This window comes from Sinomonas terrae (genome assembly GCF_022539255.1).
Taxonomy (GTDB): domain Bacteria; phylum Actinomycetota; class Actinomycetes; order Actinomycetales; family Micrococcaceae; genus Sinomonas; species Sinomonas terrae.
On record NZ_JAKZBV010000001.1, the window covers coordinates 899,658 to 917,600 of the forward strand.

At 69.6% G+C, this 17,943-nt stretch carries 16 protein-coding genes; 11 read left to right on the forward strand and 5 right to left on the reverse strand.

Translation table 11 applies throughout. The features are described 5' to 3' along the window. The first annotated feature begins 79 nt into the window (after positions 1-79). Genes L0M17_RS04150 through L0M17_RS04170 form a run of 5 tightly spaced genes read left to right on the forward strand, consistent with a single transcriptional unit; the run spans position 80 to position 5,661 of the window. Positions 80-1,276, forward strand: a complete 1,197-nt coding sequence (locus L0M17_RS04150; RefSeq protein ID WP_241051515.1) for an ABC transporter substrate-binding protein — start codon at positions 80-82, stop codon at positions 1,274-1,276. Positions 1,277-1,285: 9 nt separating this feature from the next. Next, complete coding sequence (locus L0M17_RS04155) at positions 1,286-2,011, forward strand: ABC transporter ATP-binding protein (RefSeq protein WP_241051516.1); 726 nt, start codon at positions 1,286-1,288, stop codon at positions 2,009-2,011. Further along, positions 2,001-2,903 carry an ABC transporter permease gene (locus L0M17_RS04160; protein WP_241051518.1) on the forward strand — a complete coding sequence of 301 codons (903 nt, stop codon included), beginning with the start codon at positions 2,001-2,003 and terminating at the stop codon, positions 2,901-2,903. The genes L0M17_RS04155 and L0M17_RS04160 overlap by 11 nt, the downstream gene beginning before the upstream one ends. After that, positions 2,900-4,159: a uroporphyrinogen-III C-methyltransferase gene (gene cobA, locus L0M17_RS04165; RefSeq protein ID WP_241051520.1), complete on the forward strand. Its 1,260-nt coding sequence runs from the start codon at positions 2,900-2,902 to the stop codon at positions 4,157-4,159. Before L0M17_RS04160 ends, cobA begins: the two co-directional genes overlap by 4 nt. Positions 4,160-4,185: 26 nt before the next feature. Next, positions 4,186-5,661 (forward strand): FAD-dependent oxidoreductase, encoded by a 1,476-nt coding sequence (locus tag L0M17_RS04170; RefSeq protein WP_241051521.1) that lies wholly within the window; start codon positions 4,186-4,188, stop codon positions 5,659-5,661. A gap of 174 nt (positions 5,662-5,835) precedes the next feature. Here L0M17_RS04170 and L0M17_RS04175 read toward each other — a convergent pair whose 3' ends face one another. Continuing rightward, complete coding sequence (locus tag L0M17_RS04175; RefSeq protein WP_241051522.1) at positions 5,836-7,269, reverse strand: PucR family transcriptional regulator; 1,434 nt, start codon at positions 7,267-7,269, stop codon at positions 5,836-5,838. A gap of 151 nt (positions 7,270-7,420) precedes the next feature. Here L0M17_RS04175 and L0M17_RS04180 point away from each other — a divergent pair, with 151 nt between their 5' ends. The 4 genes from L0M17_RS04180 to L0M17_RS04195 all read left to right on the forward strand — a co-directional run bounded on the left by L0M17_RS04180 (position 7,421) and on the right by L0M17_RS04195 (position 11,737). Continuing rightward, positions 7,421-8,851, forward strand: a complete 1,431-nt coding sequence (locus L0M17_RS04180) for a gamma-aminobutyraldehyde dehydrogenase (RefSeq protein WP_241051523.1) — start codon at positions 7,421-7,423, stop codon at positions 8,849-8,851. A 52-nt stretch (positions 8,852-8,903) separates the two neighbouring features. Continuing rightward, entirely contained in the window at positions 8,904-10,262 is a 1,359-nt protein-coding gene (gene gabT, locus L0M17_RS04185; RefSeq protein WP_241051524.1) for a 4-aminobutyrate--2-oxoglutarate transaminase, read from the forward strand. A gap of 118 nt (positions 10,263-10,380) precedes the next feature. Beyond that, entirely contained in the window at positions 10,381-11,265 is an 885-nt protein-coding gene (locus L0M17_RS04190) for a universal stress protein (RefSeq protein WP_241051525.1), read from the forward strand. A gap of 34 nt (positions 11,266-11,299) precedes the next feature. Continuing rightward, positions 11,300-11,737, forward strand: a complete 438-nt coding sequence (locus L0M17_RS04195; protein ID WP_241051526.1) for an OsmC family protein — start codon at positions 11,300-11,302, stop codon at positions 11,735-11,737. Here the strand turns inward: L0M17_RS04195 and L0M17_RS04200 are convergent. Continuing rightward, positions 11,700-12,338 (reverse strand): hypothetical protein, encoded by a 639-nt coding sequence (locus L0M17_RS04200; protein ID WP_241051527.1) that lies wholly within the window; start codon positions 12,336-12,338, stop codon positions 11,700-11,702. The two genes, L0M17_RS04195 and L0M17_RS04200, sit on opposite strands and share 38 nt — an antisense overlap. Positions 12,339-12,655: 317 nt before the next feature. Between L0M17_RS04200 and L0M17_RS04205 the strand changes: the two genes are divergently transcribed. Further along, positions 12,656-13,618 carry a type IV toxin-antitoxin system AbiEi family antitoxin domain-containing protein gene (locus tag L0M17_RS04205; RefSeq protein ID WP_241051528.1) on the forward strand — a complete coding sequence of 321 codons (963 nt, stop codon included), beginning with the start codon at positions 12,656-12,658 and terminating at the stop codon, positions 13,616-13,618. A 203-nt stretch (positions 13,619-13,821) separates the two neighbouring features. On the opposite strand, the gene rarD is transcribed toward L0M17_RS04205, so the two are convergent. Both rarD and L0M17_RS04215 read right to left on the reverse strand, forming a co-directional pair. Further along, the gene (rarD, locus tag L0M17_RS04210; RefSeq protein WP_372497988.1) at positions 13,822-14,838 is read right to left on the reverse strand and encodes an EamA family transporter RarD; all 1,017 of its coding nucleotides are present in this window, start codon (positions 14,836-14,838) and stop codon (positions 13,822-13,824) included. Between the two features lie 24 nt (positions 14,839-14,862). Further along, a complete protein-coding gene (locus L0M17_RS04215) occupies positions 14,863-15,612 on the reverse strand; it encodes an ABC transporter permease (protein WP_241051529.1) in 750 nt (249 codons plus the stop codon). Between the two features lie 62 nt (positions 15,613-15,674). Between L0M17_RS04215 and L0M17_RS04220 the strand changes: the two genes are divergently transcribed. Continuing rightward, positions 15,675-17,105 (forward strand): FAD-dependent oxidoreductase, encoded by a 1,431-nt coding sequence (locus L0M17_RS04220; protein ID WP_241051530.1) that lies wholly within the window; start codon positions 15,675-15,677, stop codon positions 17,103-17,105. Here the strand turns inward: L0M17_RS04220 and L0M17_RS04225 are convergent. Beyond that, positions 17,102-17,857, reverse strand: a complete 756-nt coding sequence (locus L0M17_RS04225; protein ID WP_241051532.1) for a hypothetical protein — start codon at positions 17,855-17,857, stop codon at positions 17,102-17,104. The genes L0M17_RS04220 and L0M17_RS04225 overlap by 4 nt on opposite strands. Positions 17,858-17,943 lie beyond the last annotated feature (86 nt).

The window sequence follows — 17,943 nt, forward strand, 5'->3', positions numbered from 1 at the left end:
GAATGCCCCGATGTCGGGCACGTCGCTAGGCCCGCATCAGACCTCCCGACCTATTTCCAGCGAGACCCGAGGACTCACCATGAGCAAGAGCCCTGCCCCAGACACAGGGACGCCCCAGCGCGTCCGGATTACCGCCGAGACTGACACGACCCGCGCCAGGCGAGGTCGAGGTCTCACGATCGGCATCGGAGCCGCCCTCGTCCTCCTCCTTGGAGTCGGCGCCGCCATCGCAACCGCCAACGCCAACCAGACGGCGAGCCAGCCGAACCAGGCCGCCATCGCCCAGACGGGCACGCCGGCCGCGCAGCTTCGGCTCGGCTACTTCGCAAACGTCACGCACGCCCCTGCCGTCATCGGGGTCCGCCAGGGCTTGATCAGCGAGGCACTCAAGGCGGCCGGCACCAACAGCCTCACGACGCAGGTCTTCAATGCCGGCCCGGCCGAGATCGAGGCGCTCAACGCGGGCGCGATCGACGCCGCCTATGTCGGCCCGAACCCCGCCATCAACTCCTTCGCCCAGAGCAAGGGCCAGTCCCTGGTCGTCGTGGCGGGCGTCGCGGCGGGCGGTGCGCAGCTTGTCGTGCGGCCGGGCATCAACTCCGCGGCCGACCTCAAGGGCAAGACCCTCGCGACCCCGCAGCTCGGCAACACGCAGGACGTCGCGCTCCGCGCTTGGCTGGCCAAGCAGGGCTACAAGACGAATCCCAACGGCTCGGGCGACGTCACTATCGACCCGACCGACAATGCCCAGACCCTCAAGCTATTCCAAGCGGGCAAGCTCGACGGCGCATGGCTTCCGGAGCCGTGGGCGTCGCGGCTCGTGCTCCAAGCCGGCGCACACGTCCTCGTGGACGAGAAGACCCTGTGGGACGGCTCGCAGACCGGAAAGCCCGGCCTGTTCCCAACCACGGTGCTTGTGGTGAACAAGAAGTTCGCCGCCGACCATCCGCAGACCGTCGAGGCCCTCGTCAAGGGAGACGCCTCGGCGATCGACTGGCTCAACAAGGCCAGCGACACCCAGAAGGTCCAAGCCGTCAACGATGGGCTCAAGGCGGCCGCGGGGCAGGCCCTGCCCGCGAACGTCGTCCAACGCGCCCTCGGCAACATCACTTTCACCACCGACCCCCTGGCCGGCGCCTACCCGAAGCTGCTCCAGGACGGCGTCGACGCGGGCGTGTCGAAGACGGCTGACCTGCATGGACTCTTCGACCTGAGCATCCTCAACCGGGTCTCCGGCGAGGCCAAGGTCAGCGCGGCCGGACTCGGCCAGGAGTAGGAGCGAGAAATGTCCGTACTGCTCGAGAACCTCGGCAAACGCTTCGGCGACGGCGCCCCCGTGCTCGACGGGGTGAATGCCAGCATCGGCGCGGGCGAGTTCGTTGCCCTGTTGGGCGCCTCAGGCTGCGGCAAGTCGACCCTGCTCAACATCATCGCCGGCCTCGAGCGCCCCACCACCGGTGCGCTCGAGGTCCCGGCGGACGGGGCCGCGTTCATGTTCCAGGACGCCGCCCTCTACCCGTGGCTCACGGCACGCGGGAACATCGAGCTCGCCCTCAAGCTGCGCGGCGTCGGAAAGGCCGAGCGCAGGGACCGGGCCACCGAGCTGCTCGAGCTCGTCCACCTCGGCGAGGCCGCGGAGAAGCGGCCGCATGAGCTCTCGGGCGGCATGCGTCAGCGCGTGGCTCTGGCCCGCGCCCTGAGCCAGGACCGCGAGGTCCTCCTCATGGACGAGCCCTTCGCCGCGCTCGACGCGATCACCCGGGACCTCCTCCACGAGGAGCTCACCCGAATCTGGCGCGAGACCGGCCGGACCATCATCTTCGTGACCCACAACGTGCGTGAGGCCGTCCGCCTCGGCCAGCGCGTCCTGCTCCTCTCCTCCCGCCCGGGCCGCGTGGTGAGCGAGTGGGATGTGCCCGGCGCCGTGAAGGACGACGCCGCAGCTGCCGCCGCCTTGACGGCCGACATCACCGCCCGCCTGCGCGAGGAGATCCGCCGCCATGGCAAGTAACGTGACAGAACTCGACCCCACCGTGGGCGTGGAGAACGAGACCGAGGAGCTCCGCGCCCTCGAAGCGGGCCTCGACGAGCTTCAGTCCGAGGCCTCCCACCGCCGCCGTGATTGGGGGCGGGTCGCGCTCCCGCTGGGCGCCGTCGTCGTGGTCCTTCTCGTGTGGCAGATCGTGGCCTCGCTCGGGCTCAAGCGGCAGGATCTCATGCCCGGACCGCTCGACGTCGCCGCGAGCCTCGGCCAGCTGTGGCAGGCGGGGCAGGTCCAGCAGGCGATCGTCACGTCGCTCACCCGCGGGCTGCTCGGCTTCGCGGTCTCGATCGTCATCGGGACGCCCCTGGGCCTCCTGCTCGCGCAGGTCCGGCCGCTCCGCCGTGCGTTCGGCCCGCTCATCTCCGGCCTTCAGGTCCTGCCCTCCGTCGCGTGGGTCCCGGCCGCGATCATCTGGTTCGGCCTCACGGACGCGACCGTGTACTTCGTCGTGCTCATGGGCGCGATCCCGTCGATCGTCAACGGCCTCGTCGCCGGCGTCGACCAGATCCCGCCGCACTATCGCTCGGTCGCGAAGGTCCTCGGAGCGTCGCGGTTCGAGCTCGCGCTCCAGGTCGTGCTCCCGGCGGCGCTCCCTGGCTACGTCGCGGGGCTCAAGCAAGGCTGGGCGTTCTCGTGGCGCTCGCTCATGGCCGCGGAGATCATCGCCGTGGGCGGAAGCCTCGGCTTCGGCCTGGGCTCGCTCCTCGATCAGGGCCGTACGCTGAGCGACATGGGCATTGTCATGGGAGCGATCATCGCGATTCTCGCCGTCGGCATCCTCATCGAGCTGCTCGTGTTCGGGCCGGTCGAGCGGCGGCTCCTGCGCCGTCGCGGGCTCCTCGCAGGGGCGACGCGATGACCGGCCGCGATCTCTTCCCCACCTCGCTCCGGCTTCTCGGCAAGCCGGTACTCGTCGTCGGCGGCGGGCGGGTGGCAGGCCGCCGCGCGCGGGCGCTCCTCGACGCGGGCGCGCTCGTCACGGTCGTCGCGCCCGAAGCAGCGGACGACGTCGCCCAGCTGGCCGAAGCCGGGCTCGTCACCTGGGTGCGCCGCGGCTACGAGACGGGAGACCTCGACGGCGTCTGGTTCGCGCAGACCGCGACGGGCGTCGCCGACGTCGATTCGCGCGTGGCGGCCGACGCCGAGGAGCGCCGGATCTGGTGCGTCAACGCGAGCGACCATGAGGCGTCCGCCGCGTGGACTCCCGCGTCCGCTCGCGTGGACGACGTCACCGTCGCCGTGAACGACGGGGGAGACCCGCGCCGGGCGAAGGCCCTCAAGGACGCGATCGTCCTCGCGCTCAAGACCGGCCGCCTCCCGCTCCGGAGGCATCGGGCCGGCACCGGGCGCGTTGCGCTCGTCGGCGGTGGCCCGGGCGAGAGCGGACTCATCACCGTCCGCGGCCGGCAGCTGCTTGCGGAGGCCGACGTCGTCGTCGCGGACCGTCTCGGCCCCCGCGGACTCCTTGACGAGCTGCCCGCTGCCGAAGCGGGCGGTCCTCGCATCATCGAGGTCGGCAAGGCGCCGGGCGCCCACACCGCGACCCAGGACGAGATCAACCGCATCCTCGTCGACGAGGCCCGCGCGGGCCACGTCGTGGTGCGGCTCAAGGGCGGCGACCCGTACGTCCTCGGCCGCGGTGGCGAGGAGGCCGAGTTCTGCCGCGAGCACGGCGTCGACGTCGAGGTGGTCCCAGGGGTGACGAGCGCGATCTCGGTGCCCGCTGCCGCCGGGATCCCCGTGACGCACCGGGGCCTCGCGACCGGCTTCAGCGTCGTGACGGGGCACGAAGAGCTCGACGAGCTCCCTGCCCGGCCCGACCACACGATCGTGCTGCTCATGGGCGTGCGTCGGCTTGCGCACTCGGTCCAGCATCTCCGGGCCCACGGGCTCCCGGCCGGGACGCCCGTGGCCATCGTGGAGAGCGGCTGGACCGAGCGGCAACGCGTCACGATCGGAACCCTCGGGACGATCGTGGACCAGGCCGAGCGCGTGGGCGTCGCGAACCCCGCAGTGATCGTGGTCGGCGACGTCGTCCGCGTGAGCCCGTATGCGCCGTCGTCCTTTCGAGCGTCCTTAGCCACCGCGGCCCCTCAAGCCGACCCGACCCTCTGACCCCAAAACCCGAAGGAATAAACCAAGTGTCGAACAACAATCCTGCTGAGCGCGCGCTGCGAGTCGCCGTCGTCGGCTCCGGCCCGGCCGGCGTCTACGCCGCGGACCTGCTGACCAAGAGCGCGCCGGTCGCGTCGGGGGAGCTCACCCTGAGCATCGACCTCTTCGACCGGTACCCTGCGCCATACGGCCTCATCCGCTACGGCGTCGCGCCGGACCACCCGCGGATCAAGGGGATCGTCAACGCCCTGCACAAGGTGCTTGACCGTGGGGACATCCGCTTCTTCGGCAACGTCGACTACGGAACGGACCTCTCCCTCGAGGACCTCCAGCGCCACTACGACGCGGTCATCTTCGCCACGGGCGCGATCAAGGACGCCGACCTCAACATCCCGGGCATCGAGCTCGAGGGCTCGTTCGGCGCGGCCGACTTCGTCTCGTGGTACGACGGCCATCCGGATGTGCCGCGCGAGTGGCCGCTCGACGCGAAGGAGGTCGCGGTCATCGGCAACGGCAACGTCGCGCTCGATGTCGCGCGGGTGCTCTCCAAGCACGCCGACGAGCTCCTCGTGACGGAGATCCCGGACAACGTCTACCGGATCCTCAAGGAGTCACCGGTCACGGACGTGCACGTGTTCGGCCGCCGCGGACCCGCCCAGGTCAAGTTCACGCCCCTCGAGCTCCGCGAGCTCTCGCACTCGCACGATGTCGACATCGTCCTCTACCCCGAGGACTTCGAGTTCGACGAGGCCTCGGACCGCGAGATCCAGACGAACAACCAGGTCAAGACCATGGTCGGCACGCTCACGAACTGGATCGCCGAGCAGCCCGAGGACCCGTCCGAGTTCACTGCCTCGCGCCGCCTGCACCTGCACTTCCTGCACAGCCCGGTCGAGATCGTCGACTCGGCCGAGACTCCAGGGAAGGTAGCGGGGATCCGCTTCGAGCGCACCGAGCTCGACGGGACGGGCAACGCCCGCGGCACGGGCGAGATTGTCGAGTACCCGGTCCAGGCCGTCTACCGTGCGATCGGCTACTTCGGGTCGCTGCTCCAGGACGTCGAGTTCGACCACCGCCGCGGCGTCATCCCGAACGACGGCGGGCGCGTCCTCGACGCCGACGGCGCCTTCGTGCCGGGGGTCTACACGACGGGCTGGATCAAGCGCGGTCCCGTCGGGCTCATCGGCCACACGAAGGGCGACGCGCTCGAGACCATCGGCCACCTCCTCGACGCCCGCGAGGAGCTTCCGGTTGCCGCCGAGCCCGCGGAAGACGCCGTCGTCGAGCTCCTCGAGGCGCGCGGAATCGAGTACACGACGTGGGAAGGCTGGCTCGCCCTCGACGCGCACGAGCGCTCTCTTGGCGAGGCCTCCGAGCCCGCGCCGACCCACAAGGGCCCGATCGCGCGTGAGCGCGTGAAGGTCGTGGCGCGGGAGCAGATGGTGGGGGTCTCGCGCGACGGCGCGGTGTCCCGCGACGGCGCGCCCGTCACCGCCCGCTGACCCCACTCGCCGCGCGACCATCATTCGCGCGACCCACTTCGGACGCGCCGTCAGATCCGCAGGGTGCACACCCTGCGGATCTGACGGCGCGACGTTTCGGGCCGGGCTACGTGTTGGGTGGGGCTACCTACGTGTTGGCGGGGCTACGGGTAGGGCGGGGCTTAGTTGGGCCGGTCAGGTGCGGGCGACCCGCCGCACCGCCAGCGCGAGGTAGAGCTGCACGCGGTCGGCGGTGACGGCCGGGTCGTACCCCGTGAGCTCGGCGATCTGCGCGAGCCGGTACCGGACGGTGTTCCGGTGCAGGTTGAGGTCGTCGGCAACGGAGGCCACGGAGCCGTTGAGGTTGAGGTACGTCTCGAGCGTGTGCACGAGTTCCGAGCCGTGCTGCTTGTCGAAGCGCACAAGCGGGCCGATCGCCTCCCCGGCCATGTCCGCGAGGGGGACGTCCTCGCTCGAGAGCAGGAGCGAGGTCAGGCTTAGTCGCTCCGGCTCGTTGACCTCGAGCCCCCGCGCAGCGGCTTCCTTGGCCTCGAAGAAGCTCCAACGGAGTCCGTTCGGCTTCGTGTAGCTGCCGCCGATGCCGATCGTCGCGTGGATGCCCGCCTCGAGGAGATGGTCCGCGAGGCTCCTTCCGAGCTTCGGCGCGCTGGCGCCGTCGTCCTCGATCACGACGACGAGGTCACGGTCGACGATCGCGCTCACCGCGCCGTCGAGCGCGGCCGGAAGCGTGGTCCCGCGGAGGTTCTTGTGGTGGGCGGCCGATTCCCCGAGCAGCACGACGTTCCGCTTGGTCGAGTTGACCCCCACCCCCGCGAGGCGGCGCGAGGCCTCGTCGGTGTCGAGGGAGCCGCGGACGACGTCGGCCATCACCTGCCCGGCGAGCGCCCGCTGGGCTTGGCGCTGCTTCGTGAGGTTGTTGAGCTCGACGCTGATGAGGTTCTGCGCGTAGCCGATGATGCCCGTGTCGTCGAACGGCTTCCTGGCCCAGAGGGTGCACGCGTCGCGACGGCCGGTCGGGACGGGGAACGGGACCCAGCGGTCCATGGTGGGCGCCCCGGCATCCTTGCTGCTCGAGTAGAGCTCGGCCGTGAACTGGGTCAGCACGAGCTCGGTTCCGAGCATTCCGCCGAGGTGTTTGAGGAGCTCGGCGAGGCCTCCGCCGGTCAGGAGCGAACGCGCGAGGACCTGATGGTCCCCGATGAGCTTCTCGAGCTTCGCGTAGTGGTCCGCGGAGTGCGAGTCGGCGACGAGGCGGCTGATCGCCATGAACGGTGTCCGGTAGGGGACCTCGAGGACCGGCAGGCCCCAGCGGTTCGCCTCTGCGACGAGGGCCGGCGGGACGTCGTCGTGCCCGAGGCCGACCCCGAACCCAATGCCGACGGCGCCCGCCCGCTGCAGGACGCGGACAAAACGGCGCTGCTCCTCCGCGGACCGCTGCCGGACCCCCGTGGTGAGCACGAGTTCGCCGCCGCTCAGGAACATCGAGGGGTTCTCCTGCTCAGTGACCGCGACCCAGACGATCTCGCGGTGAAGTGTCGACGTCGCCGAGCCCACGAGTGTGAGCCCCAGACCGGGGGCGTCGAGCAGTGCTGAGAGGGTCAGAGCCATGCGACCACTATAGGGCTCAGACGCTGGCCGTTTGCACCATGGATGCGATCGGAACCAGTGCAGTCGGCCATACTCGCTGTGGCGCAGGTCGCCTAGTCTCGTGAGGTAGCCAAAGAGGCTTCGAGAGTCCCAGCGAACGAGGAAAGACACCGTGGTCCAGACCTTGCAGAACTTCATCGGCGGCGAGTTCGTGACGCCGGCCGGCACCGAGGTGCTCGACATCGTCAACCCCGCGAACGGGGAAGTCGTCGCGAAGGCGCCGGTCTCCGTGAAGGAGGATGTCGACTCCGCGATGGCCGCGGCGGATCGCGCCTTCCGGACGTGGAAGCGGACGACGCCGAGCGAGCGCCAGCGCCTCCTGCTCCGCCTTGCGGACGCGGTCGAGGCAGCGAGCGACGAGCTCGTCGAGGCGCAGCACCGCAACACGGGCCAGGTGCGTTCGCTCATCGCCTCAGAGGAGGTCGCCGCCGGAGCCGACCAGCTGCGGTTCTTCGCGGGTGCGGCACGGCTGCTCGAGGGCAAGTCCGCAGGGGAGTACTTCGAGGGGCACACGTCGTTCGTCCGCCGCGAGCCGATCGGCGTCGTCGCCCAGGTGGCCCCGTGGAATTACCCGTTCCTCATGGCGATCTGGAAGATCGGCCCCGCCCTCGCAGCCGGCAACACGGTCGTCCTGAAGCCCTCGGACACCACCCCCGAGTCGACGCTCGTCCTCGCGAAGCTGATCCAGGCCATCTTCCCGGCCGGCGTCGTCAACGTCGTCCTGGGCAACGCGGCGACGGGTGCGCTCATGGTCGAGCACCCGGTCCCCGGCCTCGTCTCGATCACCGGGTCCGTCCGGGCCGGCGTCGCTGTGGCCACGGGGGCGGCGAAGGGGCTCAAGCGCTCCCATCTCGAGCTCGGCGGCAAGGCGCCCGCCGTCGTCTTCGCCGACGCCGACCTGAAGAAGTCAGCCGCGGCGATCGCCGAATTCGCGTTCTTCAACGCGGGCCAGGACTGCACAGCCATCACCCGGGTGCTGGTGGAGGAGCAGGCGCACGACGAGTTCGTGCGGCTCATGGTCGAGCACACGAAGACGCTCGAGACCGGCCACGAGAACGACGAAGAGAACTACTTCGGCCCCCTGAACAACGTGAACCACTTCAACGCGGTGAACCGGGTCGTGGAGTCGCTTCCGGAGTACGCGAGGGTCGAGACCGGTGGCCACCGGGCGGGGGAGAAGGGCTTCTTCTTTGAGCCCACCATCATCACCGGCGTGCACCAGGACGACGACGTCGTCCAGAAGGAGACGTTCGGCCCGGTCCTCACGGTGCAGAAGTTCACCACCGAGGACGAGGCAGTCGAGCTCGCGAACGACGTCGAGTACGCGCTCGCCTCGAGTGTGTGGACGTCGAACCACGGCCGCGCCATGCGCCTCGCGCGGGACCTTGACTTCGGGGCCGTCTGGATCAACACCCACATCCTGCTCACCGCAGAGATGCCCCACGGCGGCTTCAAGCAGTCCGGCTACGGCAAGGACCTCTCCATGTACTCCGTCGAGGACTACACGCGCGTCAAGCACGTCATGAGCAACCTGGACGCGTAAGGCCCACGCCTCAACCGTCCGGACGCATCACGCTTCAGAAAGGAATCATTCAATGGACATCACCTACCGCCTCGAGCAGAAGCGCAAGGTCCTCGGGGACTTCCCCGGTCCCAAGTCGCTCGAACTCGCCGCGCGGCGCGCCGCGAACGTCGCGAAGGGCGTGGCCTCCTCCGTCCCCGTCTACGTGGCCGATGCCGACGGCGGCGTGATCCACGACGTCGACGGCAACTCCTTCATCGACCTCGGCTCGGGCATCGCGGTGACGACCGTCGGCGCATCGGATGCCGCCGTCGTCGGCGCCGTCAAGGAGCAGGTGGAGCACTTCACCCACACGTGCTTCATGGTCTCCCCCTACGAGGGCTATGTGGCCGTCGCCGAGAAGCTCAACCAGCTCACGCCGGGCGAGCACGAGAAGCGCACCGTGCTGTTCAACTCGGGCGCGGAGGCCGTCGAGAACGCCGTCAAGATCGCCCGCGTCGCCACCGGCCGCAACGCCGTCGTCGCCTTCGACCACGCCTACCACGGCCGCACGAACCTCACGATGGGCCTCACGGCGAAGGCCATGCCGTACAAGACCGGCTTCGGGCCGTTCGCGGGCGAGATCTACCGCGCGCCGATGAGCTACCCGTTCCGCGAGGAGAACCCGCAGATCACGGGCAAGGAGGCCGCCGAGCGCGCCATCCTCATGATCCAGAAGCAGATCGGCGCCGACCAGGTCGCCGCGATCATCATCGAGCCGATCCAGGGCGAGGGCGGGTTCATCGTGCCCGCGGAGGGCTTCCTCCCGCGGATTGCGGAGTTCGCGAAGGAGAACGGGATCGTCTTCATCGCGGACGAGGTCCAGTCCGGCTTCTGCCGTACCGGCGAGTGGTTTGCGGTTCAGCACGAGGGAGTCGTGCCGGACCTCATCACGACGGCGAAGGGCATCGCGGGCGGCATGCCCCTCTCCGCGGTGACGGGCCGCGCCGAGCTGCTCGACGCCGTGCACGGCGGCGGTCTGGGCGGTACCTACGGCGGCAACCCCGTGGCCTGCGCCGCCGCACTCGCGGCCATCGAGACGATGGATACCCAGGACCTCAGGGGCCGCGCGCACGAGATCGAGACGACCGTGAAGCGCCGCCTGGGGGCACTCCGCGACGAGCTCGGAGACGGCATCATCGGCGACATCCGCGGCCGCGGGGCGATGCTCGCGATCGAATTCGTGAAGAAGGGCAGCGCGGCGACGACCAAGCAGCCCGACGGCGAGGTGACGAAGAAGATCGCTGAGTACTGCCTCAAGGAGGGTGTCATCATCCTGACGTGCGGCACGTACGGCAACGTGATCCGCCTGCTCCCGCCGCTCGTGATCAGCGACGAGCTCCTGGCTGACGGTCTCGACGTTCTCGAGGGCGCCATCCGGGCCAATTCCTGACCGCAAGCTCCACCTACCCGCCGTCGCTGCGCGCGAGGACCACGCGCGCAGCGACGGCGTCACATCGGCCTTCGTCCCTGTGACTCGGCCGTCATCTTCATGACATAGAGTCGGCTCCATGCGGTATGTGGTCGGCTACCAGTCGGACGAACGAGGGGTGGATGCCCTCGCACTCGCTGTCGCAATTGCGAGGGCTCAGGGCGCCCAGCTCTACGTCATTCTCGTTCTCGGGGAAGACGCCCCCTACGTGCCAGCGGACCAGGAGACGAACCCTCAGGGGAGACGGGTCAACCCGGACGAACGGCAGGTTCGGACGGCACAGCGGACCGTCCTTGAACTGGTTCCCGAAGACGTCGAGGTCGAGTTCCACGTGCGTCAGGGGCGCTCGCCGGCGGCCGTCCTCATCGAGACCGCCATAGAGGTCGAAGCCGCGCTCATCGTCGTCGGCGCAGCCAGCAACGGCCTGCTCAAGCGCTACACGGTGGGCACCGTCGCGAACGCGCTCCTCCACGCCTCCCCGGTCCCGGTCGCCCTCGCGCCGAGGGGGTACAGGCGCAGCGATCCCATCGAACGGCTCACCGCGTTCATCGGCCAGCGGCCGGGCACGGATGCCGCGGTCGACGTCGCGCTCGTCGCCGCCGGGCGCCGCGACGTTCCCCTGCGGCTGGTCTCCCTCGTCCAGCTCGGCGAGCGGGGCGACCACGGCGAGGACATCGACGCCGCACGCCGGCATGCCAACGCGGTCCTCGCCGACGCCGTGCAACGCCTGCCCAGAGGCCACGAGGCGCGTGTCGAGGTCGTCCACGGGCGCACGTTCGAGGAGGCCGTCGACAGCATCGACTGGCTCGCGGGCGAACTCGTGATCATCGGTTCGAGTCGGCTGGCCCAGAAGCGGCGTCTGTTCCTGGGCTCCATCGCCAACAAGGTCTTGCGGGTGCTCCCGGTGCCGCTCGTCGTCGTGCCCCTCGAGTACGAGCGGGCGGAGTCCCACCCGCTGGGGTAGCGCTTTTGAAGGCGGGCCGCGTCATCATAGTTCCATGGACTTCGCGGCCAGCATCGCCACGGCCGAAGCGGGCGGAGACCGTGCGCCCGCGGAGACCTCTAGCCTTCTCATCCGACATCACAAGACAGGCGCCGCCCACGTCTCCATCAGTTTGCCGACTGGCGGCCACGTGCTCCATCTGGCCGCGGCGACCTGCCTCTTCAACGACCTCCACACCGCCGCGGCCCAGCGCGGGCTGCGGCTCGGCCCCGTCGCCGTGCACGCCGACGGCGGTTTCGACGACACCATGACGTCCTCGACCGGCATCCGCGTCACGGTCGAGATCAGCGGCGAGGCTGCCGCGGACGAACTCCGCACGCTCGTCCTCGAGACCTTCGAGGTCTCCACCGTCGCGTGCGTCCTCCGGCGCGGCACAAGCGTCGAGATCGCCGGGATCACCGCGCGGACGACGACGCCGAGCGGCTCCCCGTGAGCGTCGACCCCCGCGCGCTGCCCCCGCGCATCCTCGCCGAGGTTCCCGACGGCGACACCGCCGCGCCGGCGACACCCTCTACGCCGTCGCCGGTGTCGGCTCGTTCTCCGTCGTCGACGCCCTCCGCGCCGTCGCCCGCCGTCGTCGCCCAACTCCTCGCGACCGAGCACTGGAGCCTTCTCGCGACGCGAAGCGTGCTGTGGGGCGAGCTCATGAGCCGGATCACCATCCACCTCACGGTGTCCTCGGCCGCCTTGGTCGTGCTCGCGCTGGTCGCGCAGGCGACCGGGTTCGGGACCGGGTTCTGGGTCATGGCCATCGGGCTCGCGTCGGTCCTGCTTGTGCTCGGAACGCTCACGCTCCTGCGCGTGACGCTGGGAAGCCTCGAAGACCATCGACTCGTTGCGGGGATGAATCGACTTCGAGGTGCGTACGGTGTTCTCGCGCCCGAGGTGCTCGAGAGTTTCGTGACGGCCTCGAAGGATGATGCAGCCGGAATCGAGCTGACGTACACCCTGGGGTCTCGCCGGCCGCTGTTCCTCCACGCGATTTCGAGCACCATCTTCTTCCTTGCGTGCTTCAACGCGATGGTGGCGGGCACGCTTGCCGCCCTCATCACGCACGCCGCGGGAGGTCCGATCGTTCTCGTCGCAGTCCTCGGCGGACTGACGGCGGCCGCCTATCTCGGCGCCCACACCTGGCTGAGCGGCGGCCTCTTCCGCCGCATCATCGGTTCGGCGTTCCGTTCCTGGATACACGGCCGTCCCCAAAAGACACGGCCGTTCCTCAAAGACATGGCCGTCCCTCGACGGCATGACCGCCCCGCGTGCCAGACGGTCATGCCGCTGAGGGACGGCGTTGTCCACATAGAGCAAATCGGCGCACCTTCGATGTCGCTCCGGCAACGAGACTGGCCTCATGCCCTCCAACGACATCACGAACTGGCTCGCCTCTCGATGGCCCACCAGTCGGATCGCGTCATCGAACCAGCTGCGCCTCGCTGGAGTCGACCACCGGGTCCTCACAGCTGCGGTCCGGCAAGGCATCTTGGTGCGAGTGCGGCGGGGCGTCTACGTGCGGCGCGATCTCTGGCTGTCATTGTCCGTTTGGGAACGCGACCGGTTGCGGATCGAGGCACACCGCATCGCCACGGGAGGCACATCCGTCTACAGCCACGTTTCGGCGGCTCGGCTGCAGGGCTGTTCAACCTGGGACAGCGACGAGCGCGTCCATGTCACCGTGCCCTACTCAGTGTCGAGGGCGAGCCACAGCCGGGACGTCATGCCCCACAGCCTCCGGCTGCCCGATGAAGATGTCGCCGAGATCCGTCTCAGCTCGGGCGTTGTCGCTCTGGCTACGACGTTAGAGCGGACCGTCTCCGACTGCGCGAGAATCAGCGAACTCGAGCGGGCCGCCGTCGTCGGCGACCACGCACTGCGGATCGGCGCGAGCCTCGACGGAATCCGGGCCGCCGCGGAACGCACGGGCGCAGTGCGCGGAAACCGCCGGATCGAGCGACTATTGCCGCTCCTCGATCCGCGTGCGGAGTCGCCGGGCGAGACGCGGACACGGCTGGCCCTCGCGGCTGCGGGCCTGCCTCCGCCGGAGCTCCAATTCGAGATCCCGACGGCCGAGGGACTCTTTCGGGCCGATTTCGCGTGGCCGGACGTGATGGTGATTCTCGAGTTCGACGGCGAGGCCAAGTACTTCGACTACCGCCCCACTCAGACAGTCCTTCTCGAGGAACGCCGCCGCGAGAACGCTCTCGTCGTGGAAGGCTGGACGCTCGTCCGGGCCAGATGGGCTGAGCTGTCGGTTCCCGGCGCCATACCGGCCAAGGTTCTTGGCGCACTTGACCGCGCGCGGCGACGGGCTGGTTGAGCTATCCGGTACTCAACCGTCCCTCAGCCACATGAGCGTCCCTCAGCCACATGAGCGTCCCTCAGAGGCATAACCGTCGCGCGTGCCAGACGGCCAAGCCGCCGAGGGACGGCCATGCCGCCGAGGGACGGCCATGCTGCCCGAGGGGCCCCGGAGTCGCCAGCCGGCTAAGCCGCCCGAGGGGCCCCGGAGTCGCCAGCCGGCTAAGCCGCCCGTGCCGTCGTCGTCCGAGCCAGCGCCGCCCGGGCCGAGCGGCGGCGCCGAGCAGCGACGAGCATGTCCACGGTGAGAAGCACAAGAGCGAGCCAGACGATCGCGAAGCCCGCCCAGCGTTCGAGGCCCATCCGCTCGCCGAAGATCGTAACCGCGATGACGAACTGGAGGAGAGGGGTCATGTACTGGAGCATGCCGATCGTCGTCATGGGGAGCCGCCGTGCGGAAGCGCCGAAGAACAGCAGGGGAGTGGCGGTGACGATGCCACTCGCCGCCAGGAGCCAGAAGTGGCCGGCCCCGTTGCCCAAGAGGGTGAGCGTTCCGGCCGAGCCGAGCCACGCAACAGCGACGAGGGCGAGCGGCGTGAGCACTACCGTCTCGACGGTGAGGCTAGTGACGGCGTCGACCGTTGCACCGACGCGGTTCTTGACGAGGCCGTAGAGGCCGAAGCTGAACGCGAGGATGAGGGCGATCCACGGTACGCGGCCGTAAGCGACCGCGAGGACGAGCACGGCCACGAAACCGGTGCCGACGGCGGCCCACTGGAGGGGTCGCAGCCGCTCCTTGAGCACGATGACGCCCAGAAGCACGCTCACGAGCGGGTTGATGAAGTATCCGAGGGACGCCTCGATGGCCTGCCCGCTGAGCACGGCGTACGTGTAGGTGAGCCAGTTGATGGCGATGAGGATCGCGGCAATCGCGAGGACGCCGAATCCGCGCCCCGAGCGGAAGACAGCGGCAAGCGATCCCCAGGCCCTCGTCACGGCGATGAGCACGAGGCACACGACGACCGAGAACAGCACTCGGTCGGAGACGATCTCGACGGGTCCCGCGGGAGCCAGCGTGACGAAGTACAGCGGCAGGAGGCCCCACAGGCCGTACGCTCCGATGCCGTACAGGAGGCCGGAAGTGGTCCGCCGGGCCTGGGCTGCGTCAGCCTGGACTGGGTCATCACCGGAGGGGTTCGTCGAGCTTACGTCGTTCTGGGCGGGCGGCTTCACGGTCACGACCGTACAACGGGATTGCTCCTGTCAGGTATTCCGGCGTCCCCAAACCCCGGCGGCGCACAGGCGGAGGGCGACGGCGGCCGCGATCGCGCCGACGGCGACGAGCGAGACAAGCACCACGAGCTGCACGATGGCGGCCTCCACGGGACTCGCCCCACCCAAGACCATGCCGACGAACGCGCCGGGGAGCGTCACGGTGCCCACGGTTCGTGTTTGGTCGAGGATGGGCAGGAGCCCTTCGCGAGCGGTGTACTGGGCGACGAGCAGCCGCGCGGGCCGCCATTCGAACCCGAGAGCCACTGCCGCTTCGACTTCCCCCCGCCGCACCTCGAGCTCGGCAAGGATGCGCCGCCCGGCGAGGCTCGTCGTCGTCATCGCTCCACCGACCTGCTGCCCGAGGAGGGCGATGAGCGCGAGCCCGTCGAACGGCAGCACCCCGGTCAGAAGCAGGATGAGGGCGGCGGGCAGCACACCCGCCGCGATGGGCACGGCGGCCCACCACCACCGGTCGGGATCGACACGCCTTCCCGAGGTCGCGACGGCGACGGCGAACATCGCGAAGGCGAACAGCAGAGCGAGCCAGGGATTCCGGCCGAGCTGCGAGACGAGGAGGGCGACGACGGCGAGTTGGCCGACGGCGCGCAGGCTCGCCGTGATGGGCGGGAGCCAGCCGCCGTCGAGCGCCCAGTGGTGCACGGCGGCGGCGAGGGCGGTAAGGAGGACGACGGCGACGACGACCCCGGGCCCGAGGCCTAGAAGCGTCGAACTCTGCACCCGAACTACAATAAGAGGCTGCGCGCCCAACCCGGTGCGCTTCCCGCCGGAAGGATGCTCCTGTGACCAACGTCCCTGTCCGTCCCCTGCGTGTGGCCGTGATCGGTGCCGGGCCTGCCGGGGTCTATGCGGCGGACATCCTGACGAAGTCGAGTGAGGTCAGGGATGCCGGGCTGGAGGTCAGCATCGACCTGTTCGACCAGTACCCGGCCCCGTACGGGCTCATCCGGTACGGGGTGGCCCCGGACCACCCGCGGATCAAGGGGATCGTGAACGCGCTGCACAAGGTCCTGGACCGGGGGGACATCCGCTTCATCGGCAACGTCGCCTACGGCCGGGACCTGACGTTGGGCGACTTCCGTCACCTCTACGACGCGGTGGTCTTCGCCACGGGGGCGGTCAAGGACGCCCGGCTGGAGATCCCGGGGGCGGACCTGGAGGGCTCCTTCGGCGGGGCGGACTTCGTCTCCTGGTACGACGGGCACCCGGACGTGCCGCGGGAGTGGCCGCTGGAGGCCCGGGAGGTCGCGGTGCTGGGCAACGGCAACGTGGCCCTGGACGTGGCGCGGATGCTCTCCAAGCATGCCGAGGACCTGCTGGTGACCGAGATCCCGGACAACGTCTACCAGGCGCTCCGGCGCAGCCCGGTCACGGACGTGCACGTGTTCGGGCGGCGGGGGCCGGCGCAGATCAAGTTCACCCCGCTGGAGCTGCGCGAGCTCTCCCACTCCCGGGACGTGGACATCGTCCTGTACCCGGAGGACTTCGAGTTCGACGAGGCCTCGGACGAGGCGATCAGGACCAACAACCAGGTCAAGACCATGGTCAACACGCTGGCGAACTGGATCGCCGAGGAGAAGGACACGGGGGCCTCCCGGCGCCTGCACCTGCACTTCCTGCACAACCCGGTGCGGATCTACGACTCGCCCGAGGCCCCGGGGAGGGTCGCGGGGATCCGGTTCGAGCGGATGGAGCTGGACGGGACGGGCAACGTCCGCGGGACCGGGGAGTTCGTGGACTACCCGGTCCAGGCCGTGTACCGGGCGATCGGCTACCACGGCTCGGAGCTGGCCGAGCTGGAGTACGACGAGCACCGGGGCGTGATCCCCAACGACGGCGGGCGGGTCCTGGACGCGGACGGGAACCCCGTCCCCGGGGTCTACACGACCGGATGGATCAAGCGCGGCCCCGTCGGCCTCATCGGCCACACGAAGGGCGACGCCCTCGAGACGATCGGCTGCCTGCTCGAGGACCGCGACTCCCTCCCCCGCGCCGAGGACCCCGACGAGCACGCCATCATCGCCCTGCTCGAAGAGCGCGGCATCGAATACACCACCTGGGAGGGCTGGAACGAGCTCGACGCCCACGAACGCGCCCTCGGGGAGAAGTTCACCGCCGAATCCGCCGAACGCGGCACCCCCGTCCAACGCGAACGCGTCAAGGTCGTGCCGCGCGAGGAAATGGTGAGGATCTCGCGCAAGAACGTCGGCTAGCGCCGGAGGCTCTCGAGGAGAGTCGCGATCGCGTCGGCGTGCGCTGGAAGCGGCTCGAGATCGAGCCGGCATCCTCGTTCGCCGCAGCTCGGCAGGAGCCGGTCAAGCCGCTCGGCGGCGTCCTGAAGTCGCGCGAACGCCGTTCGAGTCCTCGGCATGAGGGCCGTGACGATCGCGCCGACGTGGCTCAGCACCGCCGTCGTGCCCGTGAAGGCGCCCAGGACCGCGCTGCCGATCTCTGCCTGGGTCCCCCATGGAAGCGCCGCGACGGCGGGGGTACAGACGGGCAGTCGCACTGTTGCGATGATCCTCGCGCTCGCCCCCGCCAGATCCTCGGCGTACAGCTCATAGATGCGCGACGTGAAGTGTGCCCACGTCGAGAGCCCAGTTCCGGGGTCGACACACGAGACGCCGAGTTCTGCGCGCTCGACCGATTCGGCCCAGGCCTCGACGAACGCGGCGACGAGGGGGCCCGGCGGGTCCACCGTGAGTGCTTCGAAGAAGGCGTAGAGGTCCATGACAGCTTCGGCCGAGCCAACACCCTGAATCGCCCGGGCTCGGCCCAATGCGCGGACGGTGCCTTCGAGCCCGAGGATGAAGCCGCGGCCAGAGGCCCGTTCGACGAGGTCAATGACCTCGGGACACATCCAATCCGAGGCGACCCGCCAAGTCCCGGCCAGCGCCCGACGCCGCCACGCACCCAGGATCCCCTCCTCTCGGCCCCTCCTGCCCAGGCTCAGAACATTGCCCATGTCCAATGTGAGTAGCGGTAGGCCCGGACATGACGCAGAAAGTTCGGGGGCGAGAAACGGCGTCATAGAATCGGCCAAGCGAACTC